This window comes from Vibrio fluvialis (genome assembly GCF_900460245.1).
In the GTDB taxonomy this organism is placed as follows: domain Bacteria; phylum Pseudomonadota; class Gammaproteobacteria; order Enterobacterales; family Vibrionaceae; genus Vibrio; species Vibrio fluvialis.
The window spans coordinates 2,616,871-2,642,492 of record NZ_UHIP01000001.1; the positions used below are offsets into that span (position 1 = coordinate 2,616,871).

The window sequence follows — 25,622 nt, forward strand, 5'->3', positions numbered from 1 at the left end:
GTTATTTGGGGCGTGACTTACTATCAACGCGGGTTTCAAACCTTTTTGTCGCCTGTTTACACGATATTTTCTAACAAAAATGGATAAAAACAGGCCACTAAGTATAGAAAAGCAACAAACGATATTTTTTTTGCATTTTGCTGTTGACGCCCACAACGAAAACTCGTTTAATACACCCCGTTGCCTCGATAGCTCAGTCGGTAGAGCAGGGGATTGAAAATCCCCGTGTCGGTGGTTCGATTCCGCCTCGAGGCACCATATTTTAGATGTTGGTGTAACGCACGAGCATGCAACAAGATTAAGTGTGCCGACTTAGCTCAGTAGGTAGAGCAACTGACTTGTAATCAGTAGGTCACCAGTTCGATTCCGGTAGTCGGCACCATTTATCTAAAAAACAATTCCCCCTTAGTTCAGTCGGTAGAACGGCGGACTGTTAATCCGTATGTCGCAAGTTCAAGTCTTGCAGGGGGAGCCAATTTTATCAGTGAGCTTATGATTAAGCTTGTTGAAAGGCCGACTTAGCTCAGTAGGTAGAGCAACTGACTTGTAATCAGTAGGTCACCAGTTCGATTCCGGTAGTCGGCACCATTACAAAAAATTATTCCCCCTTAGTTCAGTCGGTAGAACGGCGGACTGTTAATCCGTATGTCGCAAGTTCAAGTCTTGCAGGGGGAGCCACATTAGAAAGCTCAGTCGAAAGACTGAGCTTTTCTTTTATCTGTCGGTCCTAAATCCGCACCCTGTTACACACGATTGAATCCACGCCACTCTATTTAAACAGCCAGAAAAAAGGCGAGCCTGAGCCCGCCTTATCACCGCATAGAAACTTACTTGATGCCCTTTTCCTTTTTGATCAGGTCATAAGCATGTTGAATCTCTTGTGATTTCTCTTTAGCGACATTCATCATTTCTGGAGGTAGGCCTTTGGCCATCAATTTATCCGGATGGTGTTCGTTCATCAGTTTACGGTACGCACGCTTAATCTCTTTGGCGTCGGCGTCTTCACCCACACCTAGCACGGAATAAGCATCTGCGAGACGATCTTTGCTCGAAGCCTGTTGCCACTGACCACCGCCAGCATAGCCTTGTTGTCCCTGTTGACCACCAAATCCGCCACCTTGTTGAAAACGAAACGCGGCTTCCTGCATGCGCAGGCGGCGCTCCAGCTGGTCAGCAGAGAACCCCAGACCACGTGCGATTTTGTGCAGTACATTGCGCTCACTAGGATGAATATCGCCATCGGCAAACGCTGCGGAGATTTGCAGCTCCAGAAAGAACTGCAACAGGTCAAAGCGACCGCCAGTTGAAATGCGGACTTTCTCCAACACTTGTTCCAACGGAAAATCAGCCTCTTTACCTTGGCGAAAGGCATCTTGTGCAGCAAGACGCTGATCACCATGCAGATTCATGCGATCCATCATTACGCTGGCAAGCTGAATTTCTTCTTTAGTGACCTGCCCTTTCGCTTTCGCGACATGGCCCATGACCGCAAAGGCTGCTTTGAAGAATTCTTCCTGACGCTCAGCCTGGCTAGGACCATTGCCAAACCCGCCAGTGCTGAATCCAGCCTGGTTAAAACGACGAGCTTTATCGAACTGATGCCCAAGAAACAGGCCAAAGATTGCGCCAAACGGGCCCCCAAACAGGAAGCCGAAGAAAGCGCCAAGAATTTTGCCAAAAATATGCATTATGTGCTCTCAATCTATGAATTTTTTAGGTGTGCGGTGGTCTGATAGTGCCGGGAGAGGTAAATTCCTTTATGATAGGGAACGCTTTTTATTTGATAAAAATCTCCCAATATCGGACTCAAACAATTTCAACAGGATAGTACAATTCGATGTCACGTTTCTCCCGCACGTTTTTAGCCGCTTCGATTAGCGCCGCGCTCTTCGCGCCTCAGACTCAAGCAGACGCTACGGTGGATGACAGTGTGCAGGAACTGCCCACTATCGATCAATGTTTAGTGAATCAGCCCGACCCAACGAACCCGAATGAACAGCCTATCAATGTCGAAGCGGATAAGCTAGAAGCAATTAATGGCGACCGCGCGACCTATTCCGGCAACGTGGTAGTGGTTCAGGGGAAAAAACATATTCGGGCAGACAACGTCACTTTGCACCAGAAAGATAACGTGGTCGTCGCAGAAGGTAACGTAAACTTCAGTGACGGTCAGGTTAAAACCACTTCCGATAAAGCCACCAATAACCTCACTACCGACCAGATGACACTGGAGAACACCAAGTATAAATTCTTGTGTGAGCCTGGACGTGGTGAAGCAGCCTACGTTTCTAAAACGGGCAAGGCAATGTACGAAATCGAAGATGGTTCGATTACCTCTTGTCCTGAAGGTGACAGCTCCTGGCGCCTTAAAGCATCCAGCATTGACATTAACCAGGACGAAGAACAGGCCACATTCTACAACCCGCGACTTGAAATCTTAGACGTTCCTATTTTTTATGTTCCGTACTTAACGGTACCCATAGGTAACACTCGCAAAACAGGCTTTCTTTACCCAACTCTCTCTTACGGCTCACGTGATGGTTTTGAAGTTGAAGTGCCATTCTACTGGAACTTGGCACCGAATTACGATCTGGAAACCACGCTACACTACATGGACAAACGTGGTACTCAACTGAACTCCGTATTCCGTTATCTGAATGACTTTGGTTCAGGTCGTATTGAGTCTGAATATCTGCCTGATGACGCATTGAACCCTGAAGAAGGTAAGCGTTGGGGGGTTCAGTACGAACACAGTGGTATCTACCAACAGGCGTGGAAGCTGGATGTTGATTATTCGAAAGTCAGTGACATTAACTATTTCTCGGACCTGAGTTCCTCCATTGGTAATCGCGAAGACGGTCAACTGATTCAGGAAGGTGAAGTGTCATACCGCAGCGCCAACTGGGACACGTCCATTCTGGTACGTCAGTTCCAGTTGCTGGTATCTGATTCCACCAGCACCAGTCAGCCGTATCGTTTGATGCCACAACTGTCATTCAACTACTACGCGCCGGAAGTGATGCGCTATCTGGATCTCGATTTGAAATCCCAACTGTCACGCTTTGAAACTGACTCCTCAGGCAAACCATCAGCGACACGTTTGCATGTTGAGCCGGGTATGAAAATTCCGCTGGCGACCACGTGGGGCACGTGGACAACCGAAGCACGCGTACTCGGCACCTACTACCAACAGGATCTCAACGGCGTTGACCTGACCGACGAGGACTATCAGGACCTCGAAGAGAGTGTCACCCGTGTCATTCCTGAGTTCCGCTCTCACGCTGGTATTGTTTTGGAGCGTGATACAGTTCTGTTTGATAACTACACACAGACACTGGAGCCACAGATTCAATATCTGTACGTGCCAAAAGAAGATCAGAGCAATATCGCCCGCTATGACACCACCTTGCTGCAAACCGATTACTACGGCTTGTTCCGCAGCCGTAAGTACAGCAGTGTGGACTATATTGCTCCGGCAAACCAAATCAGCTACGGCGCATCCACTCGCTTTTTCGACGATCAGTATAAAGAGCGCCTGAATATCGCCTTTGGTCAGATTTTCTATATCGATAAGAACTTCAAAGCGACCAGTTCCAGCTCTGATGATGACAGCCAGTCCAGCTATTCAGCCTGGGCGGTAGAAATGGATTTCAACTACGATGACTTCCTCTTCTATCACGGTGGTATTCAGTATGATATCGATACCAGCGCCGTCCAACTGGCCAACAGCACGCTCGAATACCGGTTTGATGGCGGCTTTGTACAAGCGAACTACCGCTACGTTCCAAAAGAGTACATCGAGGACACGGTTAACTTTGATGTTTCTAATCTGACGGAAGATGGTATTTCTCAGGCAGGCCTGCTGACCAGTTACCAGTTGTCGGCCAAATGGCAGTTTAGCGGTCAGTACTTCTATGATTTAACCACCGATCAGGCGATTGAATGGTTGGCGGGGCTTCGTTATACCTCTGACTGTTGGTATATGGGCTTTAGTTACAGTAATCAGTTGAAAAACTGGGATAAAACTCTTAGCGGCGGCTACAGTAGCTTTGAAGATCCGATTTACGAAAATAACTTCAGTGTTAACTTTGGCATCATCGGCTTCGGCACCAGCGTAGGTGCGGGTTCTGATCTGCTGAGCAGTTCAAGTAACTCTCTGGGTTACGGCCGACCATTCTTCCTGAATAACTGAGTTTCTTAATTACGACCATCCGGCCTGAAGAGTCAGGCCGTTGATTTTGATAGGACTTCTAATGAAATTGTGGAAACACACTCTACTAACGCTAATCGGACTGCTGAGCATCGGTTCCCTGCACGCACAGCCGGTTGAAATGGATCGTGTCGCGGTCATCGTGAACAGCGGCGTTATTTTACAAAGTGATATTGATGCCGCGCTCCTGACCGTCAAAGCCAACGCCAAAAAGAATGGACGTGAGCTCCCGGACGAGGGCGTGCTGCGCGGTCAGGTCGTTGAGAAACTGATTATTGATACGCTACAAGAGCAAGAAGCTGAGCGTATCGGTGTTCGTATCGATGACGATCGCCTCAATCAGGCCATTAATGATATTGCACGTGACAATAAACAAACGCCGGAACAACTGCGAGCTTCAGTGGCTGAAGAGGGACTGACATACCCAGAATTCCGCGAACAAGTGCGTAAAGAGATGGCAACCAGCGAAGCCCGCAACGCTCTGGTTCGCCGCCGTATCAATATTCTGCCAGCAGAAGTCGATACACTGGCCGATCTCCTGGCCAAAGAGACCAACGCAACAGTGCAGTACAAAATCAGCCACATTCAACTTCGTTTTAACGACGGTCAGGATAAATCTGAAGTGGAAGCCCAAGCGAAAAAACTGGTGGATGAACTGAACAACGGCGCGGACTTCAGCAAAATGGCCATCACCTACTCAAAAGGACCAAAAGCGCTGGAAGGCGGTGACTGGGGCTGGATGCGTAAAGAAGAGATGCCAACCATTTTTGCTGATCAAATCAAAATGCAGAATAAAGGTACCATTATCGGTCCATTCCGCAGCGGTGTAGGTTTCCACATTTTGAAAATTGATGACGTGAAAGGTCTGGAAACCGTTGCAGTCACCGAAGTAAACGCCCGTCATATTCTGATCAAGCCAACCATCATTCTCAGCGATGAAGGCGCGCAGAAGCAGCTCAACGAGTTTATTCGCCGCATTAAAGCGGGTGAAGCGACCTTTGGCGAACTGGCGCAGCAATACAGTCAAGACCCTGGCTCAGCGGCCCAGAACGGCGAACTAGGTTATCAGACGCCGGATCTGTACGTGCCGGAATTTAAACATCAGGTTGAGACGCTGCCCGTTGGCCAGATCAGCCAGCCATTTAAAACCGTGCATGGTTGGCACATCGTTGAAGTGTTAGACCGCCGTGAAGTTGACCGCACCGACTCAGCGCTGAAAAACAAGGCGTACCGAATTCTGTTCAATCGCAAGTTCAATGAAGAAGCCAGTGCCTGGTTGCAAGAACTGCGTGCAGGTGCATTCGTCGAAATCCTGAAGGATGATGAAGATGGCAATTAAACGAATTGTGGTCACTGCCGGCGAGCCTGCCGGCATTGGCCCGGATTTGGTGCTGGCCCTGTCCACCGAAGACTGGACGCACCAACTGGTGGTTTGTGCCGACAAACAAATGTTGGCACAGCGTGCAGAAACATTAGGTATTCAGGTTACGCTATTAGACTACGATGCCAGTGCCGAGCCCAAACCACAGCAGGCAGGCACTCTGGTCGTCGATCATGTTCCAGTGACCACCCAGGTTGTTGCCGGACAATTGGACGAAAGTAACGGCCATTATGTGTTAAAAACACTAGAAAGAGCCGCTGCGGGCTGTATGAATGATGAATTTGATGCTATTGTCACCGGTCCCGTTCACAAGGGAGTGATCAACCGGGCAGGCGTCGCATTCAGTGGTCATACTGAGTTCTTTGCCGAGCAATCCAACACCCCGTTGGTGGTGATGATGCTGGCAACCGAAGGACTGCGTGTGGCACTGGTGACAACACATATTCCATTGGCTTATGTGTCTAAAGCGGTCACCAGCGAACGCCTGGAAAAGATCATTCACATTCTCCACAAGGATTTGGTCGAGAAATTTGCGATTGAAACGCCTACCATTTATGTATGCGGCCTCAATCCACATGCCGGGGAAGACGGTGTTTTGGGTCACGAAGAAATCGACACCATCACCCCTACCCTGGAAAAATTACGTCAGCAAGATGGCATGCAACTGATTGGCCCGTTACCGGCCGACACCATCTTCAATGACAAATATTTGCAGCAAGCCGATGCTGTTCTGGGCATGTACCACGATCAGGTTCTTCCCGTCCTGAAATATAAAGGCTTTGGCCGCTCCGTGAATATCACGTTGGGTCTGCCTTTTATTCGAACATCCGTCGACCACGGCACCGCGCTCGATTTAGCGGGTACTGGTCAGGCCGATGTGGGAAGTTTTAGAACAGCACTCGCTCAAGCTATTGAATTAGTTGATAAGAAATCATCCTCTTGTCGATGATCTAGAATGTCGAGAACACTATGAGAAACGATGTCCACTTAGGACACAAAGCGCGTAAACGTTTTGGTCAGAACTTCCTGAACGATCCTTACATCATTGATGGAATCGTATCAGCGATTAACCCTAAACCGGGTCAAAACCTGGTTGAGATCGGTCCTGGTCTGGGCGCGATCACCGAACCTGTTGGCCGCGAAGTCGATAAGTTTACCGTGATTGAGCTGGACCGAGATCTGGCTGAGCGTCTGCGTAATCACCCTGAACTGGCCGATAAACTGACCATTCATGAAGGCGATGCGATGCGTTTTGATTTCACCCAGCTGGTGAAGCCAAACAACAAACTACGCATCTTCGGCAACCTGCCATACAACATCTCTACACCGCTGATGTTCCACCTGTTCGAATTTCATAAAGATATTCAGGACATGCATTTCATGCTGCAAAAAGAGGTGGTCAATCGTCTGGCAGCAGGCCCAGGCAGCAAAGCGTACGGACGTCTGACCGTGATGGCGCAGTATTACTGTAAAGTGGTGCCTGTACTGGAAGTGCCACCAACAGCGTTCGTTCCGCCGCCAAAAGTAGATTCTGCCGTGGTACGTCTGGTGCCTTATGAAGTGTTGCCACACCCAACCACCAGCCTGAAATGGCTGGATCGTGTAGTGCGTGAAGGCTTTAACCAGCGTCGCAAAACGGTACGCAACTGCTACAAAGGCTTACTTGAGCTTGAGGTGTTGGAGGAGCTCGGTGTCAATGCTGGCATGCGCCCTGAAAACCTGACCCTGCAGCAGTTCGTGGCCATGGCCAACTGGCTTGACGCCAACCACGTGCAACAGGCATAAATACAAAGGATGACCGAGTGTCATCCTTTGTCTATTTTCACGCCTCGATATCCGGATAAGGAGTTTTCATGGATATTTCCAATCCTTGTATCAAGATCCAGGTTCACACCAAATACATCCCTGAGCAATCCAACCCAGAATTCCAGCGCTATGTGTTTGCCTATCTGATCACGATTAAAAACCTCAGCAATGAAAACGTGCAACTGATCAGCCGCCGCTGGCTCATCACTGATTCCAACGGCAAACAGATGACTGTGGAAGGCGATGGCGTGGTCGGAGAACAACCCGTGATTCCGGCCAATGACGAATACACCTACAGCAGCGGTACCGCGCTGGAAACCCCGGTTGGCGTCATGCAAGGCCACTACATCATGCATAATCAGGCAGGTGAGGAATTTATTGCCGATATCGAGCCGTTCCGCCTTGCAGTTCCCAATGTACTGAATTAACGGAGTCTGCATTGTCGAATTACATTGTTGGTGACATTCAGGGCTGCTTCGACGAATTGCAGCTGTTGCTTAATCGGGTAGCGTTTAATCCCGAGCAAGATACTCTATGGGTTGCCGGCGATCTGGTTGCCCGCGGGCCAAAATCGCTCGAAACCCTGCGTTTTATCCGCCAGTTGGGCACATCAGCTAAAGTCGTGCTCGGTAACCATGATCTGCATCTTCTGGCCGTCGCTCGTGGCATTCATCCGATCAAAAAGAAAGATAAAACTCTGCCGATATTAGAGGCAGAGGATGGCCCTGCGCTATTGGAATGGATTCGCCAACAGTCACTGCTGCAAGAGCACGATGAATTTGTCTTGGCCCACGCTGGTATCTCTCCACTGTGGGATTTACCCACTGCCCGCTCGACAGCCAGAGAAATTGAAACCCTGCTACAGAGTGAGCGTTGGGGCTGGCTAATTGAGAATATGTATAGCAATCAACCGGATCACTGGAATGACGAATTCAGTGGTATCGAACGCTACCGCTACATTATTAACAGCTACACGCGGATGCGTTTTTGTTTTGCTGACGGGCGGTTGGACATGAAATGCAAACTGCCCCCGAATGAGGTCACCGATGGCAGCTTGGTGCCTTGGTTTGCACTGCAAAACCGTATTGCACTTGATAAAACCGTGGTGTTTGGTCACTGGGCAGCTTTGGAAGGCTATCGCAGTAGTGACATCATCGGCCTGGATACAGGCTGTGTATGGGGCGGCACATTGACCCTGCTGCGCTGGGAAGACAAAACGTACTTTGAACAACCCGCACTACGCTACGACGATTAAACAGCAAAAAGCCCGGTCTCTCCGGGCTTTTTCATTCGCGCACTGACTCACGTTCCAGAATCACAAAATCCATGTCGTATTGGTTTTTCTCATCCGAGTGATATTGTTCGCGATGAGTTTCCAACCATCCAGTCCCCCAATCCGGGAACTGAGTATCACCGTCAAGATGAGCATCAATCAGCGTTACATACAGCTTATCCGCGCGCGGCAGACATTCTGCGTAGATGCTTCCTCCACCAATGATCATCACTTCTTGTGCCGCTCCCGCTTTGTCCAGCGCAGCATCAATAGAGTTCACTACATCGACACCCTCAATGACCAGATTCGGATCCCGGCTAATCACAATGTTCTGACGACCCGGCAATGGACGGCCTATAGATTGATACGTTTTACGCCCCATCACCACAGGTTTTCCCATCGTACAACGTTTAAACCAGACAAAGTCTGCCGGAAGATGCCACGGCATCTGATTATCCTTGCCGATAATTCGGTCGCTTGCCATCGCGGCAATCATGCTGATGATCATCAATTTCTTCCTAAGCTCGTGCCACCAGGTCGGTGGGATCTATACAATCGGTTTACGGCGATAGAATAGCAGCCCCGGAACCGCAAGGCCAACCGCCAAGCCCGCAATGATAAACATCGCTTTGAGGAAGTTTTCCAGTAAGGTTTCCAGTAGCTCAGGTGTAAAGCCAAGATGGTTGATCTCAACCATCGCAATCATCGCTTTATAAGCGAACACGCCGGGCACCATTGGGATGAGCGCGGCCACCGTAAACACTTTAGGGTGAGCGAGGAATTTATGCGACCACTGCACCCCGATCATGCCAACAATGGTGGCAGCAAAGAAGGTAGCCCACTCAATCGGAACACCAAAGTGCATCATCAGGTAGCGCGAGCCGTGACCAATGGCACCGCCCAACGCGCAGTATTTCAGTGCCGGAGCTGGCACATTAAACACCAACGCAAACCCCACCGCCGGAATGGCGGCAAAGAACATATCGTTAATCAGTCCGAACAAAAGTTGCCAGCTCAACATGTTACCATCCCCATATTCCGGTCACACTCATCGCCGCGATAATTCCCAGACAAGTGGCTAATGTGAGTAAACTCGCCATGACAAAGCGGGCAATGCCCATATTGATGTAACCTTTGAGCATGTCTGCCACCGAGTTTATCAACGGAAAACCGGGCACCAGCATCAATACCGATGAAGCCATCACAATCGTGGGTTTATTGCCGAGATGATAAATCACCGCTTGGGCGGAAATCACCGAGGTGACAAAAGCGGTTGCGGCAAAGTTAAGCAGAGGGTTGAAATGACGGTGGCCGATTTCCTGACGCACAATCATCCCGACAGAAGAGGCAACAAAAGTAATCGCGAATACGGTCCAGTCACCGCCAGCCAGACGACTGAAAGCAGCGCAGGACAGTCCTATCATCAACACGACCAACCAACGGTTATAGCGTTCAGGGCTGATCGCGTTGAGTTTTTTTTGTGCCAGTGAATGATCGAGAATGCCCTTCTCCATCATGATGCAGATACGCTGGATCTGAGTAACCACGCGCATGTTGATACCACGATCCGGACAGCGCCGAGTGGTCGTGATGCAGTGTTCCTGATAGACCGTGGTCACGACCAGTGAACTGGCTGACAATGACACTTCGACTTCGCTCATGCCGCTCGCCAGCCCGATGCGACGCATGATGTCACCAACTAAAGTACTTTCTGCTCCGTGGGCCAGCAGCATTTGCCCGGCCTGAGCAATCAAACGAGAAACCGCTCTCTGTTTGGATGCCATGATTCCTTTCCTAACGTCCGACTTACCACAAAAAATGACTCAATAAAAATGTGTGCCCAATAAACGGCACAAGCCAATAGTCTGCATGAAAATAACGCAACGAAACATGATTTAGACACAAAAAAGCCGCAAATACTATGCGGCTCTTGATTATTTCATCAGAAATGAACTATTCGCGGACGTAGATAACGTGGCCGTCATCTTCTTCATCGTCCCAGTCATCCCAGTCGTCATCATCTTCTTCAGTGATAACATTGCGGCCAGCCATGGCGTCTTTGTGGTAATCGTCCCACATAAACTCCACTTTTTGCTCTTCGCTTAACTCTTCTTCTGCACGAGGTAGAGTTTCCATGAAGTCAGCCAGTTCACGACACAGTTCAGCAGTGCCTTGCTTGTTGACCGCTGAGATCTTGAAGTGTGGACCTTCCCACGCCAGCGCTTCTAAGATCTCTTGGATCTTCTCATCCGCCTCTTCTTCAAGCATCAGATCCGCTTTGTTAAACACCAACCAAACCGGTTTTTTCGCGAGCTTCTCACTGTACTGCTCCAGCTCATCCATAATGGTCAGAGCGTTTTGTGCCGGTTCACTGCCGTCAATCGGCAGAATATCAATCATGTGCAATAGCACGCGACAACGCTCAAGGTGTTTCAAGAAGCGAATACCCAGACCTGCGCCTTCAGCGGCACCTTCGATAAGTCCTGGGATGTCAGCAACGACAAAGCTTTTCTCAGGTACAACACTCACCACACCCAAGCTTGGGATCAAGGTCGTAAACGGATAATCCGCTACCTTTGGTTTCGCTGCTGATACAGAGCGGATAAAGGTTGATTTACCTGCATTTGGTAAACCCAACATACCTACGTCAGCAAGCAGCAGAAGCTCAAGACGAAGTTCACGAACTTCACCTTTCGTACCCATCGTCTTTTGACGTGGAGCGCGGTTTACAGACGATTTAAAACGGGTGTTACCCAGACCGTGCCAGCCGCCTTTTGCAACCATCACTTTCTTGCCGTGTTCAGCGACTTCACCCACTATTTCATTGGTGTGAATATCCACTGCGCGAGTACCTACAGGCACTTTCAGAGTAATATCTTTACCGCGCTTACCAGTACAGTTACCACCGCCACCGTTCTGACCACGTTCTGCTGCGTAAAAACGCTGGAAACGATAGTCAACAAGGGTATTTAAGTTCTCATCAGCTTGGATGTAGACATCACCACCATCGCCGCCGTCGCCGCCGTCAGGGCCACCTTTCGTTACGAATTTTTCACGCCAAAAGCTAACAACACCGTTACCGCCATCGCCCGCTTCGACTTTAATTACCGCTTCATCAACGAATTTCATTACTTACTCCGCATTACTTGCGTTGCAATATCATCACTTACCAATGATATAAATTTTAGCAGAAGTGCCACCGCAATGAACGGTCCAGACCTTCTGCTTGGGAACAGATAACAAGCCGCTCTGCAGCGCAGGGCCTCTTGTTATTGGCTCTTCTCACGTCCAGATAAATAAAAAACCCCACCTAACGGCAGGGCTTTTAAATTCATCGAGAAACTAAACTTATTCAGCTTCGATGCTAACGAATTTACGGTTTTTAGGACCTTTCACTTCGAACTTCACTTTACCGTCAGATAGAGCGAATAGAGTGTGGTCTTTACCGATACCTACGTTAGTACCAGCGTGGAACTTAGTGCCACGTTGACGAACGATGATGTTACCTGCAAGAACAGATTCACCGCCGAAACGTTTAACACCTAGACGTTTACTTTCAGAATCGCGGCCGTTACGAGTAGAACCACCAGCTTTTTTGTGTGCCATTGTTAAACTCTCCTAATAACTTAAGCGTTGATACCAGTGATTTTCACTTCTGTGAACCACTGACGGTGACCTTGTTGCTTGCGAGAGTGCTTACGACGACGGAACTTAACGATTTTAATTTTATCGCCACGACCGTGTTGTACAACTTCTGCAGTCACTTTGCCGCCCTCTACAAGAGGAGCGCCAACTTTCACTTCTTCACCGTTAGCAACCAGCAGAACTTTATCAAATTCTACAGTTGCGCCAGTTTCAACGTCTAATTTCTCTAAACGAAGAGTTTGACCTTCGCTTACACGGTGTTGTTTACCACCAGATTGGAAAACAGCGTACATATTTTACTCCGCTCTTTCCGCACAGCCAATGCTTATATTTTGAGCAATAAGGGTGTGCGCTAAACTAATCATCAATAGGGCGCAGATTCTACGTGAATGGCGTCCCTATGACAAGCCATATTTGAAAAAAATTGGCGAAAAGCTAATCGCCAATCAAAAGTGCCGCAATCATGCCTTTAAGCCATGTATTAATCAATATTTTTTAGTGTATTATTCACTGATTATCGAAGAACAAAATGCCTTACACGCTCTAACTTCAGCCGGATTTACGATGGATTTTAAAGCTATCCAAACGCTTACTGCCAATGACATGGCAAAAGTGAATGAAACTATTCAAGCCCAACTCAACTCTGACGTTTCTCTCATCAACCAACTTGGCTTCTACATTGTCAGTGGTGGTGGTAAACGTCTACGCCCGCTACTGGCTGTGTTATCAGCAAAAGCATTGGGTTATCGAGGCGAAGGTCATACACTCGCAGCCGCATTTATCGAGTTTACCCACACCGCCACGCTGCTTCACGACGATGTGGTCGATGAATCGGACATGCGCCGTGGTAAAGCCACCGCAAACGCTGCATTTGGCAATGCCGCCAGCGTGTTGGTCGGCGATTACATTTACACTCGCTCGTTTCAGATGATGGTTGAACTGGGATCCATGAAGATCCTGCAACTAATGAGTGAAGCCGTGAACGTCATTGCTGAAGGTGAAGTGCAGCAATTAATGAACTGCAACGATCCGGACACCACTGAAGCAAGCTACATGCAGGTCATCTACTCCAAAACTGCCCGTCTGTTTGAAGCAGCCACTCAAATTGGAGCCATCTTAGCCGATGCATCACCCGAGATTGAAACCGCGTTGCAAAACTACGGTAAATATTTGGGCACCGCATTCCAGCTGATTGATGATGTCATGGACTACACCTCCGATGGTAAAGAGATGGGTAAAAACGTCGGCGATGATCTCGCTGAAGGTAAACCAACTCTGCCGCTTCTGTACGCAATGCGCCACGGTAACCCTCAGCAAGCAGCGATGATTCGCGAAGCGATTGAGAAAGCGAACGGCATGGAACGCTTGGAAGAAATTTTAGCGGCGATGCAAGAAACGGGGTCGCTGGAATACACCATTGCCAAAGCTAACGAAGAAGCGGATAAAGCGATCACAGAGCTGGCGATTCTGCCCGAGAGTGAATACAAAGAGGCTCTGGTGGCACTGGCGCACATGGCTGTCAATCGCAGTAAATAATCTCCTGCACTTTGCTTTGAGCAAAAAAAGCCTCGCCATTGCGAGGCTTTTTATTAGCCATTCAAGCGACTTACAGCCATCCCTGCCATAGCATACCGCATGCCACCACCGCGACGGCCGTGAGAGAATAAGCGCCCAAGCGCTCTTTTCCCATAAACGGGCTTCTGCCTTGCTCTTTCTTTGCTTTGACGTAAAACAGCATCCCCGGCAGATATAGCAGCGCTGACAGCATCAAGTAATTGAGCCCGGATGCGTATAACAGCCAAATACCATACAGACTTGCCCCGACACCAATCGCCAGCATGCGGCCTCTGTCCTTGCGCTCCAGCGCCAGTTTCAGGGTATAAGCGCCCACCAGAAAATACGGCACCAGGATCATTTCAGACGCCAATACCAGCAGCGTGTCGTAAGTACTACCGGCAAACATCACTAGGATCAGTGAAATCTGAATACAGATGTTGGTCAGCGTCAGAGCTTGATATGGGCTGCCAGCCGCATTCGGCTTGGCGTAACGTGACGGAAACATCTTGTCCTTGGCGCCAAGATAAGGTGCTTCTGACGCCAATACCGTCCAGCTCAGGAACGCACCACACACTGAAATGAGCAGCCCCCCCGCAATGATGTATTGGCCCCACGGGCCGAGTATCTCTGTAAGTACTTTTGCCATTGACGGGTTCTGGTAGTGCGCCAGTTCAACCGGACGAATCACCCCCATTGAAAGCAACGTCACAAATACGTAAATGGACAGCGCGGTCAGCAGGCCAAGGATGGTTGCCCGACCGATATCTTTACGATGACGCGCACGGTTGGAAACGACGACCGCCCCTTCGACACCGATGAATACCCACACAGTGATCAACATGGTTGCTTTGATCTGCGCCCAGAGATCATGATCCGCGCCAAAATGGAGCCCCGAGAAATCGACCGTGAATGTCTGCCATTTAAACGCCAATGCGGCGCAGACGATAAACAGCAGCAATGGCACCATCTTCGCGCAGGTGGTAACGACATTTATCAGGGCAGCCGTTTTAACACCGCGCAGAACCAGTAGATGGACAGCCCACAGCAGCACTGATGCCCCGCCGACCGACAGCAAGGTATTTCCGCTGCCAAATAGGGTACGCTCCGGTGTATCAAACAACATGCCGAGCGTGCTGAAGACAATAACCAGATACGAGACATTCGCCACCATGGCGCTGAACCAGTAACCCCAGGCGGAGCAGAATCCGGTGAAATCGCCAAAACCTTCGCGTGCATAACCGAACACACCGCTGTTGATGTGTGGCTTGTGCATAGCCAGTTGCTGAAATGAGAGTGCAAGAAAGATCATGCCCACCCCGGTAATGGTCCAGCCGATCATGACAGCCAGAGGGCTTGCGACTGCGGCCATGTTTTGCGGCAGACTAAAGACACCAGCGCCAATCATTGAACCAATGACCAACGCGGTTAAAGAGCCTAAACCCAGTTTGTTATCCATGGTGATTTCCGATTCTGCATTCGAGAAGAGCGCTATTTTAATGACAAATTGAACAAGTCTGCAGACATGGCGTGATCCATGTCACCGAGAAAGTGTCATTAACGACACATTCATTGCCAATGATCAAAAAGTCTTACACTTCTGCACGCAAAATTCTCTTTAGTTGGTAAAAAACTCCAGATAATACAATTTAAACAGCATGTTTAAACAAAAATACGCAACAACATAAACTTAATGACTATTAATTCAGCAACTTAACGAGTGTGCTCTATTGCTAATCACCCAACCATAGACGTAAAAAAGCCGCTTATCCTGCGATAAGCGGCTCCCTTGAATCTTCGGATACGACGTGATTATTTCACGAAGTCGATACCGATCTGGATATCACCATTCAGCGTGTCCAGCATACCTTCCAGTGCAGCTTGCTCGTATGCGCTCAGCTCACCGTAGCTCAGTACTTCTTCAACACCGTCTTTGCCCAGTTTCACTGGTTGTGCGAAGAATGGCGCGTGCTCGCCTGCACCTTCAACGTAAGCGTATTCAACCACGCTCTCGCCTTGCAGTGCTTTCACCAGAGACAGACCGAAACGGCATGCAGCCTGGCCCATAGACAGAGTTGCAGAACCGCCACCCGCCTTAGCTTCAACCACTTCAGTACCTGCGTTTTGGATACGCTTAGTCAGCGCTTCTACTTCTTCTGCCGTGAACTCAACACCTTCAACCTGAGACAGCAGAGGCAGGATAGTCACACCTGAGTGACCACCGATAACCGGAACACGAACCTGACCTGGATCTTTGTCTTTCAGCTCAGCAACGAATGTCTCAGAACGGATCACGTCCAGAGTCGTCACGCCGAACAGTTTGCGCTTGTCGTATACGCCTGCTTTTTTCAGCACTTCTGCCGCGATTGGCACAGTCGTGTTAACAGGGTTAGTGATGATACCAATACATGCATTAGGACAAACTACCGCGATGCGCTCAGCCAGTGCTTTGACAATACCCGCATTGACATTGAAAAGATCCGCACGATCCATACCTGGTTTACGAGCCACACCTGCAGAGATCAGAACAACATCTGCACCATCCAGTGCCGGAGTTGGATCTTCGCCTGCGTAACCTTTAATAGAAACAGGAGTTGGGATGTGGCTCAGGTCCGCTGCAACGCCCGGAGTTACCGGAGCAATATCGTACAGAGCAAGATCAGAACCTGCAGGAAGACGGTTTTTCAATAATAGAGCTAGGGCTTGACCGATGCCGCCAGCGGCACCAATAACAGCGACTTTCATCGTAGTTCTCCTTGAGAGTAATTCTCTTATTAATGTTTTGGTAGGGTATCTAGTATCCGACCCCAAGAAGCTATAGCAATCACAAGTTGATTACAATCAATTAACCTCAGCTTTGCGACTTTGCGCAACCACGCATTGGCGTGCTACAACTCCGCGGGCGATTATGGGTCTATTTTTCTTCGATGACAAAGGTTTAAAGTGCTATCTAAGCGAATAATTGTCACTTTTACAGTGACCCTTTAGACAGTTTTGAGCGATAATTTGGCACAGCTCCCCCACCTATGGGAAAATGTGCGACAGTTATTGAATCAGCGATAGTAAGAAGAACGATGCGCCATACAGACAAACAAGACAATCTAGTCCGAGCTTTTAAAGCTCTGCTTAAAGAGGAACGCTTTGGCTCTCAGGGCGATATTGTGGACGCACTGAAAAACGAAGGGTTTGATAATATTAACCAGTCGAAAGTGTCACGCATGCTGACCAAATTCGGCGCAGTTCGTACCCGCAATGCGAAAATGGAGATGGTTTACTGTCTGCCCGCTGAGCTTGGTGTACCGACCGTTTCCAGCTCACTGCGTGAACTGGTACTTGATATCGACCACAACAGTGCTCTGGTCGTGATCCACACTGGCCCAGGCGCTGCTCAGCTGATTGCCCGTCTACTGGATTCACTGGGTAAATCTGAAGGCATTTTAGGTGTTGTCGCCGGCGATGACACTATCTTCATCACGCCGACCATGAGTATCACCACCAAGCAGCTGTTTAAGTCCGTATGTGAACTTTTTGAGTACGCCGGCTAATCTCACAATTGAGAAATTGTAGAGAAAACAGAATGATGGAGTCACGCAGTGCTCGTTGCGCGTGACTCCAATCACATCTTAACTAACTCTTCTTCCCTGCTGACAACCACTTCTAACCCTTTGATTCTTAGATAGTTAGCCCATCAGTTTCCCACTGAATTCTGGTTAGAAAACCAGCCTGTTTCGCTACATTTTTTTACAATCCTATAATTATCTTTCAATTTTTTGGTATTATTCAGCCACTTTTTCAACATATGGATTGAAAAAGCTTCCGTTTCTCGATGAAGAAACGTCCAAAGCAACTACACTTGTTTTGGGGCAAATAATGAAAAGAAGGAAGGGAAATTCATGGTTTTGAATAAAATTATTAAGGTCGGTGCGATTGCTGCTGCAGTATTGGGTGCAGGCGCGGTTAACGCTCAGGAATTCATCACAATTGGTACGGGTTCGGTAACTGGTGTTTACTACCCGACTGGTGGTGCAATTTGTAAGCTGGTTAACAAAGACCGTAAGGAACACAACATCCGCTGCTCTGTAGAATCCACCGGTGGTTCTATCTACAACGTCAACACTATCCGTTCTGGCGAACTGGACTTCGGTATCGTTCAGTCTGACTGGCAATATCACGGTTACAACGGTACCAGTGAATTTGCGCAGCAAGGCCCATACAAGAAACTGCGCGCAATGTTCTCTCTTCACACAGAACCTTTTAACATTATCGCTCGCTCAGATTCAGGCATTAACAACGTAAAAGATCTGGTTGGCAAGCGCGTTAACATCGGTAACCCGGGTTCTGGTGACCGCGCGACCATGCAGGTTGTGATGGATGCTTTTGGCTGGACTAACGACAGCTTCAAACTGGCATCGGAACTGAAAGGCTCTGAGCGTTCTCAAGCCCTGTGTGACAACAAGATCGACGCATTCATCTACATGGTTGGCCACCCGAACGGTTCAATCAAAGAAGCAACAACGTCTTGTGATGCCAAACTGGTACCAGCAACTGGTCCAGAAATCGATAAAATCGTGGCACAAAACCCTTACTACGCATACAGCACCGTCCCGGCTGGTATGTACCGTGGTACAGACACTGACGTGAAAAGTTTTGGTGTGGCAGCAACACTGGTGACCAGTGCAGACGTGCCAGATGAAGTAGCTTATAACGTAGCCAAAGCTGTGTTTGAAAACTTCGACACCTTTACTCGCCTTCACCCGGCTTTTGCTAACCTGAAAAAAGAAGACATGGTTAAAGCGGGTATCTCAATTCCGCTACACCCAGGTGCAGTGAAATACTACAAAGAAGTGGGTCTGCTTAAGTAATTAAGTCAGATATCGCTCCATTAAATAAGGAGGCCTGGTGCCTCCTTATTGATATTGGTTCTGGGTCTGATGCGAAATCGGACTTAGACACCATGCTCAACTTGGCTTTTACACCGTTTAAGAAAGCCACCTTTCTCTTTTAAGACCATCAAATAATAAGGATAACGTACATGACGCAGACAAATACTCCGTCGCAAGATGTGCAAGAGATGGTTGCACAGGCTGATACAGGCGCAAGGAATCCAGAGGGCATTCCGGGCCGCATTCTGTGGCTGGTGCCGTTATGCTGGTCGCTGTTCCAGTTGTGGTACGCTTCTCCGCTGCCGTTCATTTTCGATTTTGGCGTACTCAACGATACACAAGCTCGAGCTGTTCACCTGAGCTTTGCTATTTTCCTCGCTTTCACTGCCTATCCGGCAATGAAGAACTCCTCACGCAATCACATTCCGCTGGCAGACTGGATTTTAGCGCTGGCAGGGAGCTTTTCCGCCGCCTACATCTATATCTTCTATGAGCAGCTGGCAAGCCGCTCTGGCGCACCGACGACTCTCGATGTCGTGGTGTCGGTTATGGGGATGTTGCTGCTGCTGGAAGCTACCCGTCGGGCACTCGGTCCACCGTTGATGGCGGTTGCAGCCGTGTTCCTGCTGTACACTTTCGCAGGCCCGTATATGCCAGAAGTTATCGCTCACAAAGGTGCGAGCCTGAATAAAGCGATGTCTCATCTGTGGCTGACCACCGAAGGCGTATTCGGTGTCGCACTGGGCGTATCCACTTCTTTCGTATTCCTGTTCGTGCTGTTTGGCGCCATGCTGGAGCGGGCGGGTGCCGGGGCTTACTTCATCAAAGTCGCATTCTCAATGCTCGGCCATATGCGTGGCGGCCCGGCGAAAGCCGCCGTAGTGGCATCGGGTCTGTCGGGTTTGGTCTCTGGTTCCTCCATCGCGAACGTAGTGACCACTGGTACCTTTACCATTCCGCTGATGAAACGTGTCGGCTTTCCGGGCACCAAAGCAGGTGCGGTAGAAGTCGCCGCCTCAACCAACGGTCAGCTTACGCCGCCTATCATGGGTGCCGCAGCATTCCTGATGGTTGAATATGTCGGGATTTCTTATGTGGAAGTGATTCGTGCGGCACTGCTGCCTGCGTTGATCTCTTACATCGCTCTGATTTACATCGTACACCTGGAAGCATGTAAGGCAGGAATGAAAGGCCTTCCGCGTCGTCACAACCCGACTCTGCTGCAAAGCTTATTGTCGTTTACTGGCACCATTCTCGGTCTGTGCGTCATCAGTGCCGTGGTGTACTACGGCGTTGGCTGGACCAAAGATGTATTTGGCGCTGCTGCAACACCGATCGTCACGGTGGCATTGTTGCTGGTTTATGTCCTGTTGGTGCGCATCTCGTCCAAATACGCTTCTGAAGGCGGAATGGACATCGATGAAGATATTCAGGAAATTCCTGATACCGGCCCGACCGTTAAATCAGGGCTGCATTTCCTGCTGCCGATCGTGGTTCTGGTCTGGTGCCTGACCGTTGAGCGTTTCTCACCGGGTCTGTCTGCATTCTGGGCCACGGTGTTCATGATCTTTATTCTGCTCACGCAGCGCCCGTTGATGGCTATCTTTAACCAGTCAGGTGATCTGGCTTCGCAAGCGAAGGAAGGGGTCACCGACCTGCTTGAAAGTCTGGTTTCAGGCGGGCGCAACATGATTGGTATCGGTGTTGCCACCGCGGCGGCGGGTACAGTTGTCGGTGTGGTCACCCTGACGGGGATTGGTCTGGTGATGACCGACTTCGTTGAGTTCATCTCCGGCGGCAGCGTGATCATGATGTTGATCTTTACTGCAGTCATCAGTCTGATCCTGGGAATGGGCCTGCCAACCACCGCCAACTACATCGTAGTATCGACTCTGATGGCTCCGGTTATCGTGACGTTGGGCGCGCAACATGGCTTGATCATTCCGCTCATCGCCGTGCATTTATTCGTGTTCTACTTCGGTATTCTCGCGGATGACACGCCACCGGTGGGCTTGGCCGCGTTTGCCGCAGCGGCGATCGCTAAGTCGGACCCGATCCGCACTGGTATTCAGGGCTTTGCCTACGATATTCGAACGGCCATTCTGCCGTTTATGTTCGTGTTCAATACTCAATTGCTCCTGATGGGTATCGACACTTGGTGGCATCTCGCGTTGACGGTCGGATCCTCCATCATAGCGATGCTGCTCTTTTCGGCAGCAACGCAAGCCTGGTGGTTTACCAAGACCAAATGGTGGGAAATTTTGGCGCTGCTGCTGCTGACGTTTACCTTCTTCCGCCCGGGTTTCTGGTGGGACATGATTTACCCGGCGCAAACCCTCTATCCGGGAACGGAATTGGAACACATCGTTGAGCAAACTCCGGTTGGCCAATCGATCGCAATGCTGGTCGCGGGCGAAACGCTGGATGGAGACTATGTGTCGAAAACCGTACTACTGCCGTTTGATGACCGAGCAACGACCGCGCAGGATCGTATCGCGTCTATGGGTCTGATGCTCAATCACGAGAAGAACCGTATGATGATCGACATGGTGGAATTCGGCAGTCCGGCTGAATCTGCTGGGATCGATTTCGGTTGGGAAATCCGTTCTATCGTAGTGGATAGCGATCGCCCGATGAAAGAGTGGGTGTTCGTGCCTGCGCTGCTGCTGACTCTGCTTTTAGGCTGGAACCAGAAACGACGGGCCGCCAAAGAAGCTATTCGTAGTTAATGTTTAACAAAATCCGCGCTTAATCAAAATGCCCTGCGTCAGCAGGGCATATACTTAAGCCAACGAACTGTTGCCGTCAGGCTCAACCTAAACAGAGATAACGAATAATGTATAAACACATCCTTGTTCCTGTTGATTTGAATGAAAAAGGCTTTTCCGACAAAGCCGTTCAGCTTGCTGTATGGCATGCGAAACATTCCAATGCGGAACTACACCTGCTTAACGTGCTGCCAGGTATTCATATGTCTATGGTCGCGACATACTTTCCGAAAGATGCTGCCGCCAAGATGAAAGACGATGTGCGCGCGCAACTTAAAGCGTTCGCGGAAAAGCACATAATGGAAGACGTAGTGTATAAACTGCACGTCGCCGAAGGTAAACCTTACACCACCATTCTCGACTACGCGGAAAAACTGGGGGCTGACCTGATCGTGATGCCAAGCCATAAACGCTCGCGAATCGACAAAGTGATGCTCGGTTCCGTCGCCAGTAAAGTGGTGGAACACTCCCCAATCAACGTTCTGGTGGTCAAGCCGCAAGGCTGAAACTAAGAATTAATAGATTAAGGCGCTCAATGCGCCTTTTTTATTAGTTTTTAACTATCAAACTAATCGTTCATTTCCATTTTCTTTTATGAGAATAATTATCAATAATAACCCCATCAAAGAGAAACGAGATTGGACGATTACCATGAAAAAGACGCTGAGTTTTGCCGCTATCCACTTTAGCATTGCTTTTACCGTCGCGTACGCCCTAACCGGTGACATCATCATCGGTAGCCTGATCGCGATGCTCGAACCAATGGTGAATACGGTTGCCTTCTACTTCCACGAAAAAGCGTGGAACCAATATGCACCGCTGCAACGTTACGCCTCGAATCCTCGCCTCAAAACTGCCAGTTTTGCTGCAATTCACTTTACCGTTGCGTTCAACGTCGCCTACCTTCTGACCGGTAGCTTCCTGGTGGGTGGTGTAATGGCGCTGATTGAACCAAGCTTTAACACTTGTGCTTACTACTTCCATGAAAAAGTATGGCAAAGCAAACACGCGGGTTCTACGCCTTGGCAATGTGCCCACTGAGATAGAAACACAAAGCCCCGCTTAAACGGGGCTTTGTGTTATTCAGAATTCACACCGGGAAATGGGTGACACACAGATCGTGGCTGAGGCCCAACTTAAAGGCCTGACGCTGACCATCGAGTTCCACACTGACATCGTAAAGATCGCCGGGGTTCGGGTGCTCCGCATCGTAATATTTCGGAGCTTCGACCTGAAACAGAGCGCTGGCATGATCACTACGCACATCAATGGGTAAATGGTAGGTCATGCCATCAAAACGCACCGCCGCAGATACCAGACCAGGCGAATACGTGGTGAAAAACAGGTTCACCAACAGCTCACACCCTCCGCCATGGTGCCAGATTTGCTCCGTCGCCACATGCTCAAGGCGAAGATGACGAATGCATTGCAGATAAGGCGCACGCCAAATCCCGATGCGGGAATCGTAAGGTTCCACTTGGGTTTGTGCCAGTGAACACAACTCCCCAGAATCGTCCTCGTCATCAATCAGCCACTCTTCTTCCTGTTCAAGAAACAGAATCTCAAATCGGTTGCGTCCCGGATTGAGCAGCGGACGGATATCTTTTTTGTACACCGACTGAGAACCATCACAATCAAACAGCGCCACGCCATTGAGGCGTACTTCGGCATGGTAATCGACCCCTTCAAGCACCAGATCAATCGCCGCAAAACCCAGCAGCACATCATCCACTTCGATATCGTGCATCAGGTGCCACTCTTGCGTGGCAATCGTCTCTTCAGACAACGCTTCCGGCAGCACTGCACTGAGTGGCGCAGGAAAGGTAATGTCGTCCTGAGGAATGGATAAATCGGTCAGCGGAGAAAGTTGCCAGAGTCCGGCGAGGGAAAGCTGCATAGTCAATGATCACGTCGTGCGGGTTTGCGCCATTTAAACACAGTTCATTTCGCGGTTACAAACCCATGTTGCATAAAAAAATACCAGCCTGAGGGCTGGTATCGTACGATGCTTTACGAATTATTCTTCGTCGTCATCTTCGTCTTCGTCGGCATACAGTGCATCTTCACCTTCATAGTAAGTGCCCCAACCGTCGTAAATAACGTCGTATTTTTCCGCCAGATTCACCAGTTTCTCAACTTGTGCATCGATCGCTTCCGGATTCAGCACAGATTGCATCGTGGCATCGAAGCACAGCAGTTTGCTGCCGTCTTCATCTTCTGCTTCTTCGGCTTCCAGAACTTCAAAACCTAGTTTGAATGCTTCAACCGCAGCTTTTTCCAGCTTGTCGAAATCTTCAGCAAAGAAGTGGTGTTCGATCTCATACAAAGCTTCTGGATCACTGCCGTCCTCGAGCAACGCTTGAATGATGTCGCGAGTCTCTTCTTTTTGAATCTCAATAAAATCTTCAACGGACAGATATTCATCTTCGTGAGACATAAATGTGGCTCCAGAATGGTTAAGTTGGATCAAATTTCAGTGCGACGAAATATGGCACGGATCGTCACGAATTGCTACCCACAAAACGATCTCCGCGCGATCTTTCTGGTTGTCAGCGCCAAAAATAGTCGCAAATGCTGCGGCGCGCGATCGCCCCCTTTGGCATCAACTTCGATAGCGAACAAAAAAGCTGCGTTGAACGCAGCTTTTAAAAGAGTTACTCGGTGCCACCAACGGTCAGCGCGTCGAGTTTGAGTGTGGGTTGTCCAACCCCGACCGGCACGCTCTGCCCCGCTTTACCACACACACCAACGCCGCGGTCAATGCTCAGGTCGTTGCCCACCATCGATACTTGCTGCATTGCTTCAATACCCGAACCGATCAATGTGGCGCCTTTAATCGGGCGAGTCACCTTACCGTTTTCAATCAGGTACGCTTCCGATGCAGAGAACACGAACTTGCCGGAGGTGATGTCCACCTGGCCACCACCAAAGTTGGGCGCGTAGACGCCTTTTTTCACGGTTGAGATGATCTCTTCCGGCGTATGCTGACCCGGCAGCATGTAGGTGTTGGTCATACGAGGCATCGGCAGATGTGCGTATGATTCACGGCGACCGTTACCCGTTGGCGCCACTCCCATCAGGCGCGCGTTGAGCTTGTCTTGCATGTAACCTTTCAGCACACCGTTTTCGATCAGCACGTTGTACTGGCCATTGACACCTTCATCGTCGACGTTGAGTGAGCCACGCAGATCTTTCAGCGTACCGTCATCGACGATGGTGCACAGATCTGAGGTCACTTTCTTGCCCATTTTGCCCGAGAACACCGACGAGCCTTTGCGGTTAAAGTCGCCTTCCAGGCCATGACCAACCGCTTCGTGCAATAGCACGCCCGGCCAACCTGACCCCAGAACCACAGGCATAGTGCCCGCAGGAGCCGCAACAGCTTCTAAGTTCACCAATGCCTGGCGAATCGCTTCATCCGCGTAAGCAAACGCCATTTTCTGACCATTCTCTTCGGTCAGGAAGTAATCGTAGTTGAAGCGGCCACCGCCACCCGCGCTACCGCGCTCACGGCGATCGCCTTTCTGTGCCAGCACACTGATTGACAGGCGCACCAGCGGACGAATGTCGCCTGCATAAGTACCATCAGTTGCCGCCACCAGCATCTGCTCATGGACGCCGCTCAGGCTGACGGAAACTTCCTGGATCAGCGGCTCTTTGGTCCGGATGTAAGCATCCAACTGCATCAACAGTTCGGTTTTCTTCTGCTTTTCCCAGCTTTGCAGCGGGTTGTCTGCCGCGTAGTAGCTTTGATTGTCAGAACGCTTAAACGCCTGCACACGGCCATTCTGGCCTTGCTGAGCGATACCGCGAGCCGCAATCGCGCTCTGCTTTAAGCCTTCCAACTGAATCTGATCAGAGTAAGCAAAACCGGTTTTTTCGCCTGTCACGGCACGTACACCAACACCGCAGTCGATATTGAACGAGCCGTCTTTAATAATGCTGTCTTCCAGCACCAGTGACTCATGCCAGCTGGATTGAAAGTAAATATCCGCATAATCAATTTCACGAGTGGCGATGGTCGCCAGAGTGTCAGCGATATCTTGCTCTGTCAGCCCTGCGGGGGTTAATAGTGCTTCTTCAATTCGGGTAATACTCATAG

At 49.7% G+C, this 25,622-nt stretch carries 24 protein-coding genes and 5 tRNA genes; 17 read left to right on the top strand and 12 right to left on the bottom strand.

Features of this window, described 5'->3' with window-relative positions; translation table 11 throughout:
- Positions 1-182: 182 nt before the first annotated feature.
- From DYA43_RS12270 to DYA43_RS12290, 5 genes are all read left to right on the top strand, one after another.
- A tRNA-Phe gene (locus DYA43_RS12270) sits at positions 183-258 on the top strand.
- A gap of 48 nt (positions 259-306) precedes the next feature.
- Positions 307-382: transfer RNA gene (locus DYA43_RS12275), tRNA-Thr, on the top strand.
- Between the two features lie 17 nt (positions 383-399).
- Positions 400-475, top strand: a tRNA-Asn gene (locus DYA43_RS12280).
- A gap of 37 nt (positions 476-512) precedes the next feature.
- Positions 513-588 (top strand) — tRNA-Thr (locus DYA43_RS12285).
- Positions 589-602: 14 nt separating this feature from the next.
- A tRNA-Asn gene (locus DYA43_RS12290) sits at positions 603-678 on the top strand.
- Positions 679-827: 149 nt separating this feature from the next.
- Here DYA43_RS12290 and djlA read toward each other — a convergent pair.
- Positions 828-1,688, bottom strand: a complete 861-nt coding sequence (djlA, locus tag DYA43_RS12295) for a co-chaperone DjlA (RefSeq protein WP_061056918.1) — start codon at positions 1,686-1,688, stop codon at positions 828-830.
- Positions 1,689-1,837: 149 nt separating this feature from the next.
- Between djlA and lptD the strand changes: the two genes are divergently transcribed.
- The 6 genes from lptD to apaH all read left to right on the top strand — a co-directional run bounded on the left by lptD (position 1,838) and on the right by apaH (position 8,652).
- A complete protein-coding gene (lptD, locus tag DYA43_RS12300; RefSeq protein ID WP_061056919.1) occupies positions 1,838-4,192 on the top strand; it encodes an LPS assembly protein LptD in 2,355 nt (784 codons plus the stop codon).
- 61 nt (positions 4,193-4,253) lie between these two features.
- The gene (surA, locus tag DYA43_RS12305) at positions 4,254-5,549 is read left to right on the top strand and encodes a peptidylprolyl isomerase SurA (protein WP_061056920.1); all 1,296 of its coding nucleotides are present in this window, start codon (positions 4,254-4,256) and stop codon (positions 5,547-5,549) included.
- Positions 5,539-6,540, top strand: a complete 1,002-nt coding sequence (gene pdxA, locus DYA43_RS12310) for a 4-hydroxythreonine-4-phosphate dehydrogenase PdxA (RefSeq protein ID WP_061056921.1) — start codon at positions 5,539-5,541, stop codon at positions 6,538-6,540. The genes surA and pdxA overlap by 11 nt, the downstream gene beginning before the upstream one ends.
- A gap of 20 nt (positions 6,541-6,560) precedes the next feature.
- Positions 6,561-7,376 (top strand): 16S rRNA (adenine(1518)-N(6)/adenine(1519)-N(6))-dimethyltransferase RsmA, encoded by an 816-nt coding sequence (gene rsmA, locus DYA43_RS12315; RefSeq protein WP_020332688.1) that lies wholly within the window; start codon positions 6,561-6,563, stop codon positions 7,374-7,376.
- Positions 7,377-7,444: 68 nt separating this feature from the next.
- On the top strand, positions 7,445-7,825 hold the full coding sequence (gene apaG, locus DYA43_RS12320) for a Co2+/Mg2+ efflux facilitator ApaG/CorD (RefSeq protein ID WP_020332687.1): 381 nt from the start codon (positions 7,445-7,447) through the stop codon (positions 7,823-7,825).
- 11 nt (positions 7,826-7,836) lie between these two features.
- Positions 7,837-8,652, top strand: a complete 816-nt coding sequence (gene apaH / locus DYA43_RS12325) for a bis(5'-nucleosyl)-tetraphosphatase (symmetrical) ApaH (RefSeq protein ID WP_061056922.1) — start codon at positions 7,837-7,839, stop codon at positions 8,650-8,652.
- Positions 8,653-8,683: 31 nt separating this feature from the next.
- Here apaH and folA read toward each other — a convergent pair whose 3' ends face one another.
- The 6 genes from folA to rplU form a co-directional block, all read right to left on the bottom strand.
- Positions 8,684-9,178 carry a type 3 dihydrofolate reductase gene (gene folA, locus DYA43_RS12330; protein ID WP_061056923.1) on the bottom strand — a complete coding sequence of 165 codons (495 nt, stop codon included), beginning with the start codon at positions 9,176-9,178 and terminating at the stop codon, positions 8,684-8,686.
- A gap of 39 nt (positions 9,179-9,217) precedes the next feature.
- Positions 9,218-9,691, bottom strand: coding sequence for a threonine/serine exporter family protein (locus DYA43_RS12335; RefSeq protein WP_024373459.1), 474 nt, complete (start codon positions 9,689-9,691; stop codon positions 9,218-9,220).
- A gap of 1 nt (position 9,692) precedes the next feature.
- Positions 9,693-10,454 (bottom strand): threonine/serine exporter family protein, encoded by a 762-nt coding sequence (locus DYA43_RS12340; protein WP_020332683.1) that lies wholly within the window; start codon positions 10,452-10,454, stop codon positions 9,693-9,695.
- 169 nt (positions 10,455-10,623) lie between these two features.
- On the bottom strand, positions 10,624-11,799 hold the full coding sequence (gene cgtA, locus DYA43_RS12345; RefSeq protein ID WP_020332680.1) for an Obg family GTPase CgtA: 1,176 nt from the start codon (positions 11,797-11,799) through the stop codon (positions 10,624-10,626).
- A 219-nt stretch (positions 11,800-12,018) separates the two neighbouring features.
- Complete coding sequence (gene rpmA, locus DYA43_RS12350; RefSeq protein WP_014205843.1) at positions 12,019-12,276, bottom strand: 50S ribosomal protein L27; 258 nt, start codon at positions 12,274-12,276, stop codon at positions 12,019-12,021.
- Positions 12,277-12,296: 20 nt separating this feature from the next.
- A complete protein-coding gene (rplU, locus tag DYA43_RS12355; RefSeq protein ID WP_020332679.1) occupies positions 12,297-12,608 on the bottom strand; it encodes a 50S ribosomal protein L21 in 312 nt (103 codons plus the stop codon).
- A gap of 271 nt (positions 12,609-12,879) precedes the next feature.
- On the opposite strand from rplU, the gene ispB reads away from it, so the two are divergent.
- Positions 12,880-13,851 carry an octaprenyl diphosphate synthase gene (ispB, locus tag DYA43_RS12360; protein WP_038130193.1) on the top strand — a complete coding sequence of 324 codons (972 nt, stop codon included), beginning with the start codon at positions 12,880-12,882 and terminating at the stop codon, positions 13,849-13,851.
- Between the two features lie 70 nt (positions 13,852-13,921).
- On the opposite strand, the gene DYA43_RS12365 is transcribed toward ispB, so the two are convergent.
- Both DYA43_RS12365 and mdh read right to left on the bottom strand, forming a co-directional pair.
- Positions 13,922-15,328, bottom strand: a complete 1,407-nt coding sequence (locus DYA43_RS12365) for a basic amino acid/polyamine antiporter (RefSeq protein ID WP_061056924.1) — start codon at positions 15,326-15,328, stop codon at positions 13,922-13,924.
- A 353-nt stretch (positions 15,329-15,681) separates the two neighbouring features.
- Positions 15,682-16,614 carry a malate dehydrogenase gene (gene mdh / locus DYA43_RS12370; protein WP_020332676.1) on the bottom strand — a complete coding sequence of 311 codons (933 nt, stop codon included), beginning with the start codon at positions 16,612-16,614 and terminating at the stop codon, positions 15,682-15,684.
- A 329-nt stretch (positions 16,615-16,943) separates the two neighbouring features.
- On the opposite strand from mdh, the gene argR reads away from it, so the two are divergent.
- The 5 genes from argR to DYA43_RS12395 all read left to right on the top strand — a co-directional run bounded on the left by argR (position 16,944) and on the right by DYA43_RS12395 (position 22,561).
- On the top strand, positions 16,944-17,414 hold the full coding sequence (gene argR / locus DYA43_RS12375) for a transcriptional regulator ArgR (protein ID WP_020332675.1): 471 nt from the start codon (positions 16,944-16,946) through the stop codon (positions 17,412-17,414).
- A 348-nt stretch (positions 17,415-17,762) separates the two neighbouring features.
- The gene (locus DYA43_RS12380; protein ID WP_024373457.1) at positions 17,763-18,731 is read left to right on the top strand and encodes a TAXI family TRAP transporter solute-binding subunit; all 969 of its coding nucleotides are present in this window, start codon (positions 17,763-17,765) and stop codon (positions 18,729-18,731) included.
- A 170-nt stretch (positions 18,732-18,901) separates the two neighbouring features.
- Positions 18,902-21,481: a TRAP transporter permease gene (locus DYA43_RS12385; protein WP_020332673.1), complete on the top strand. Its 2,580-nt coding sequence runs from the start codon at positions 18,902-18,904 to the stop codon at positions 21,479-21,481.
- Between the two features lie 107 nt (positions 21,482-21,588).
- The gene (locus DYA43_RS12390) at positions 21,589-22,026 is read left to right on the top strand and encodes a universal stress protein (protein ID WP_020332671.1); all 438 of its coding nucleotides are present in this window, start codon (positions 21,589-21,591) and stop codon (positions 22,024-22,026) included.
- A 145-nt stretch (positions 22,027-22,171) separates the two neighbouring features.
- The gene (locus tag DYA43_RS12395; RefSeq protein WP_061056925.1) at positions 22,172-22,561 is read left to right on the top strand and encodes a DUF2061 domain-containing protein; all 390 of its coding nucleotides are present in this window, start codon (positions 22,172-22,174) and stop codon (positions 22,559-22,561) included.
- 49 nt (positions 22,562-22,610) lie between these two features.
- Here the strand turns inward: DYA43_RS12395 and DYA43_RS12400 are convergent, their stop codons facing one another.
- From DYA43_RS12400 to tldD, 3 genes are all read right to left on the bottom strand, one after another.
- On the bottom strand, positions 22,611-23,417 hold the full coding sequence (locus DYA43_RS12400) for a glycosyl hydrolase 2 galactose-binding domain-containing protein (RefSeq protein ID WP_020332669.1): 807 nt from the start codon (positions 23,415-23,417) through the stop codon (positions 22,611-22,613).
- Between the two features lie 120 nt (positions 23,418-23,537).
- Positions 23,538-23,957 (bottom strand): ribonuclease E inhibitor RraB, encoded by a 420-nt coding sequence (gene rraB / locus DYA43_RS12405; protein ID WP_020433210.1) that lies wholly within the window; start codon positions 23,955-23,957, stop codon positions 23,538-23,540.
- 217 nt (positions 23,958-24,174) lie between these two features.
- Positions 24,175-25,620, bottom strand: coding sequence for a metalloprotease TldD (gene tldD, locus DYA43_RS12410; RefSeq protein ID WP_020332239.1), 1,446 nt, complete (start codon positions 25,618-25,620; stop codon positions 24,175-24,177).
- Positions 25,621-25,622 lie beyond the last annotated feature (2 nt).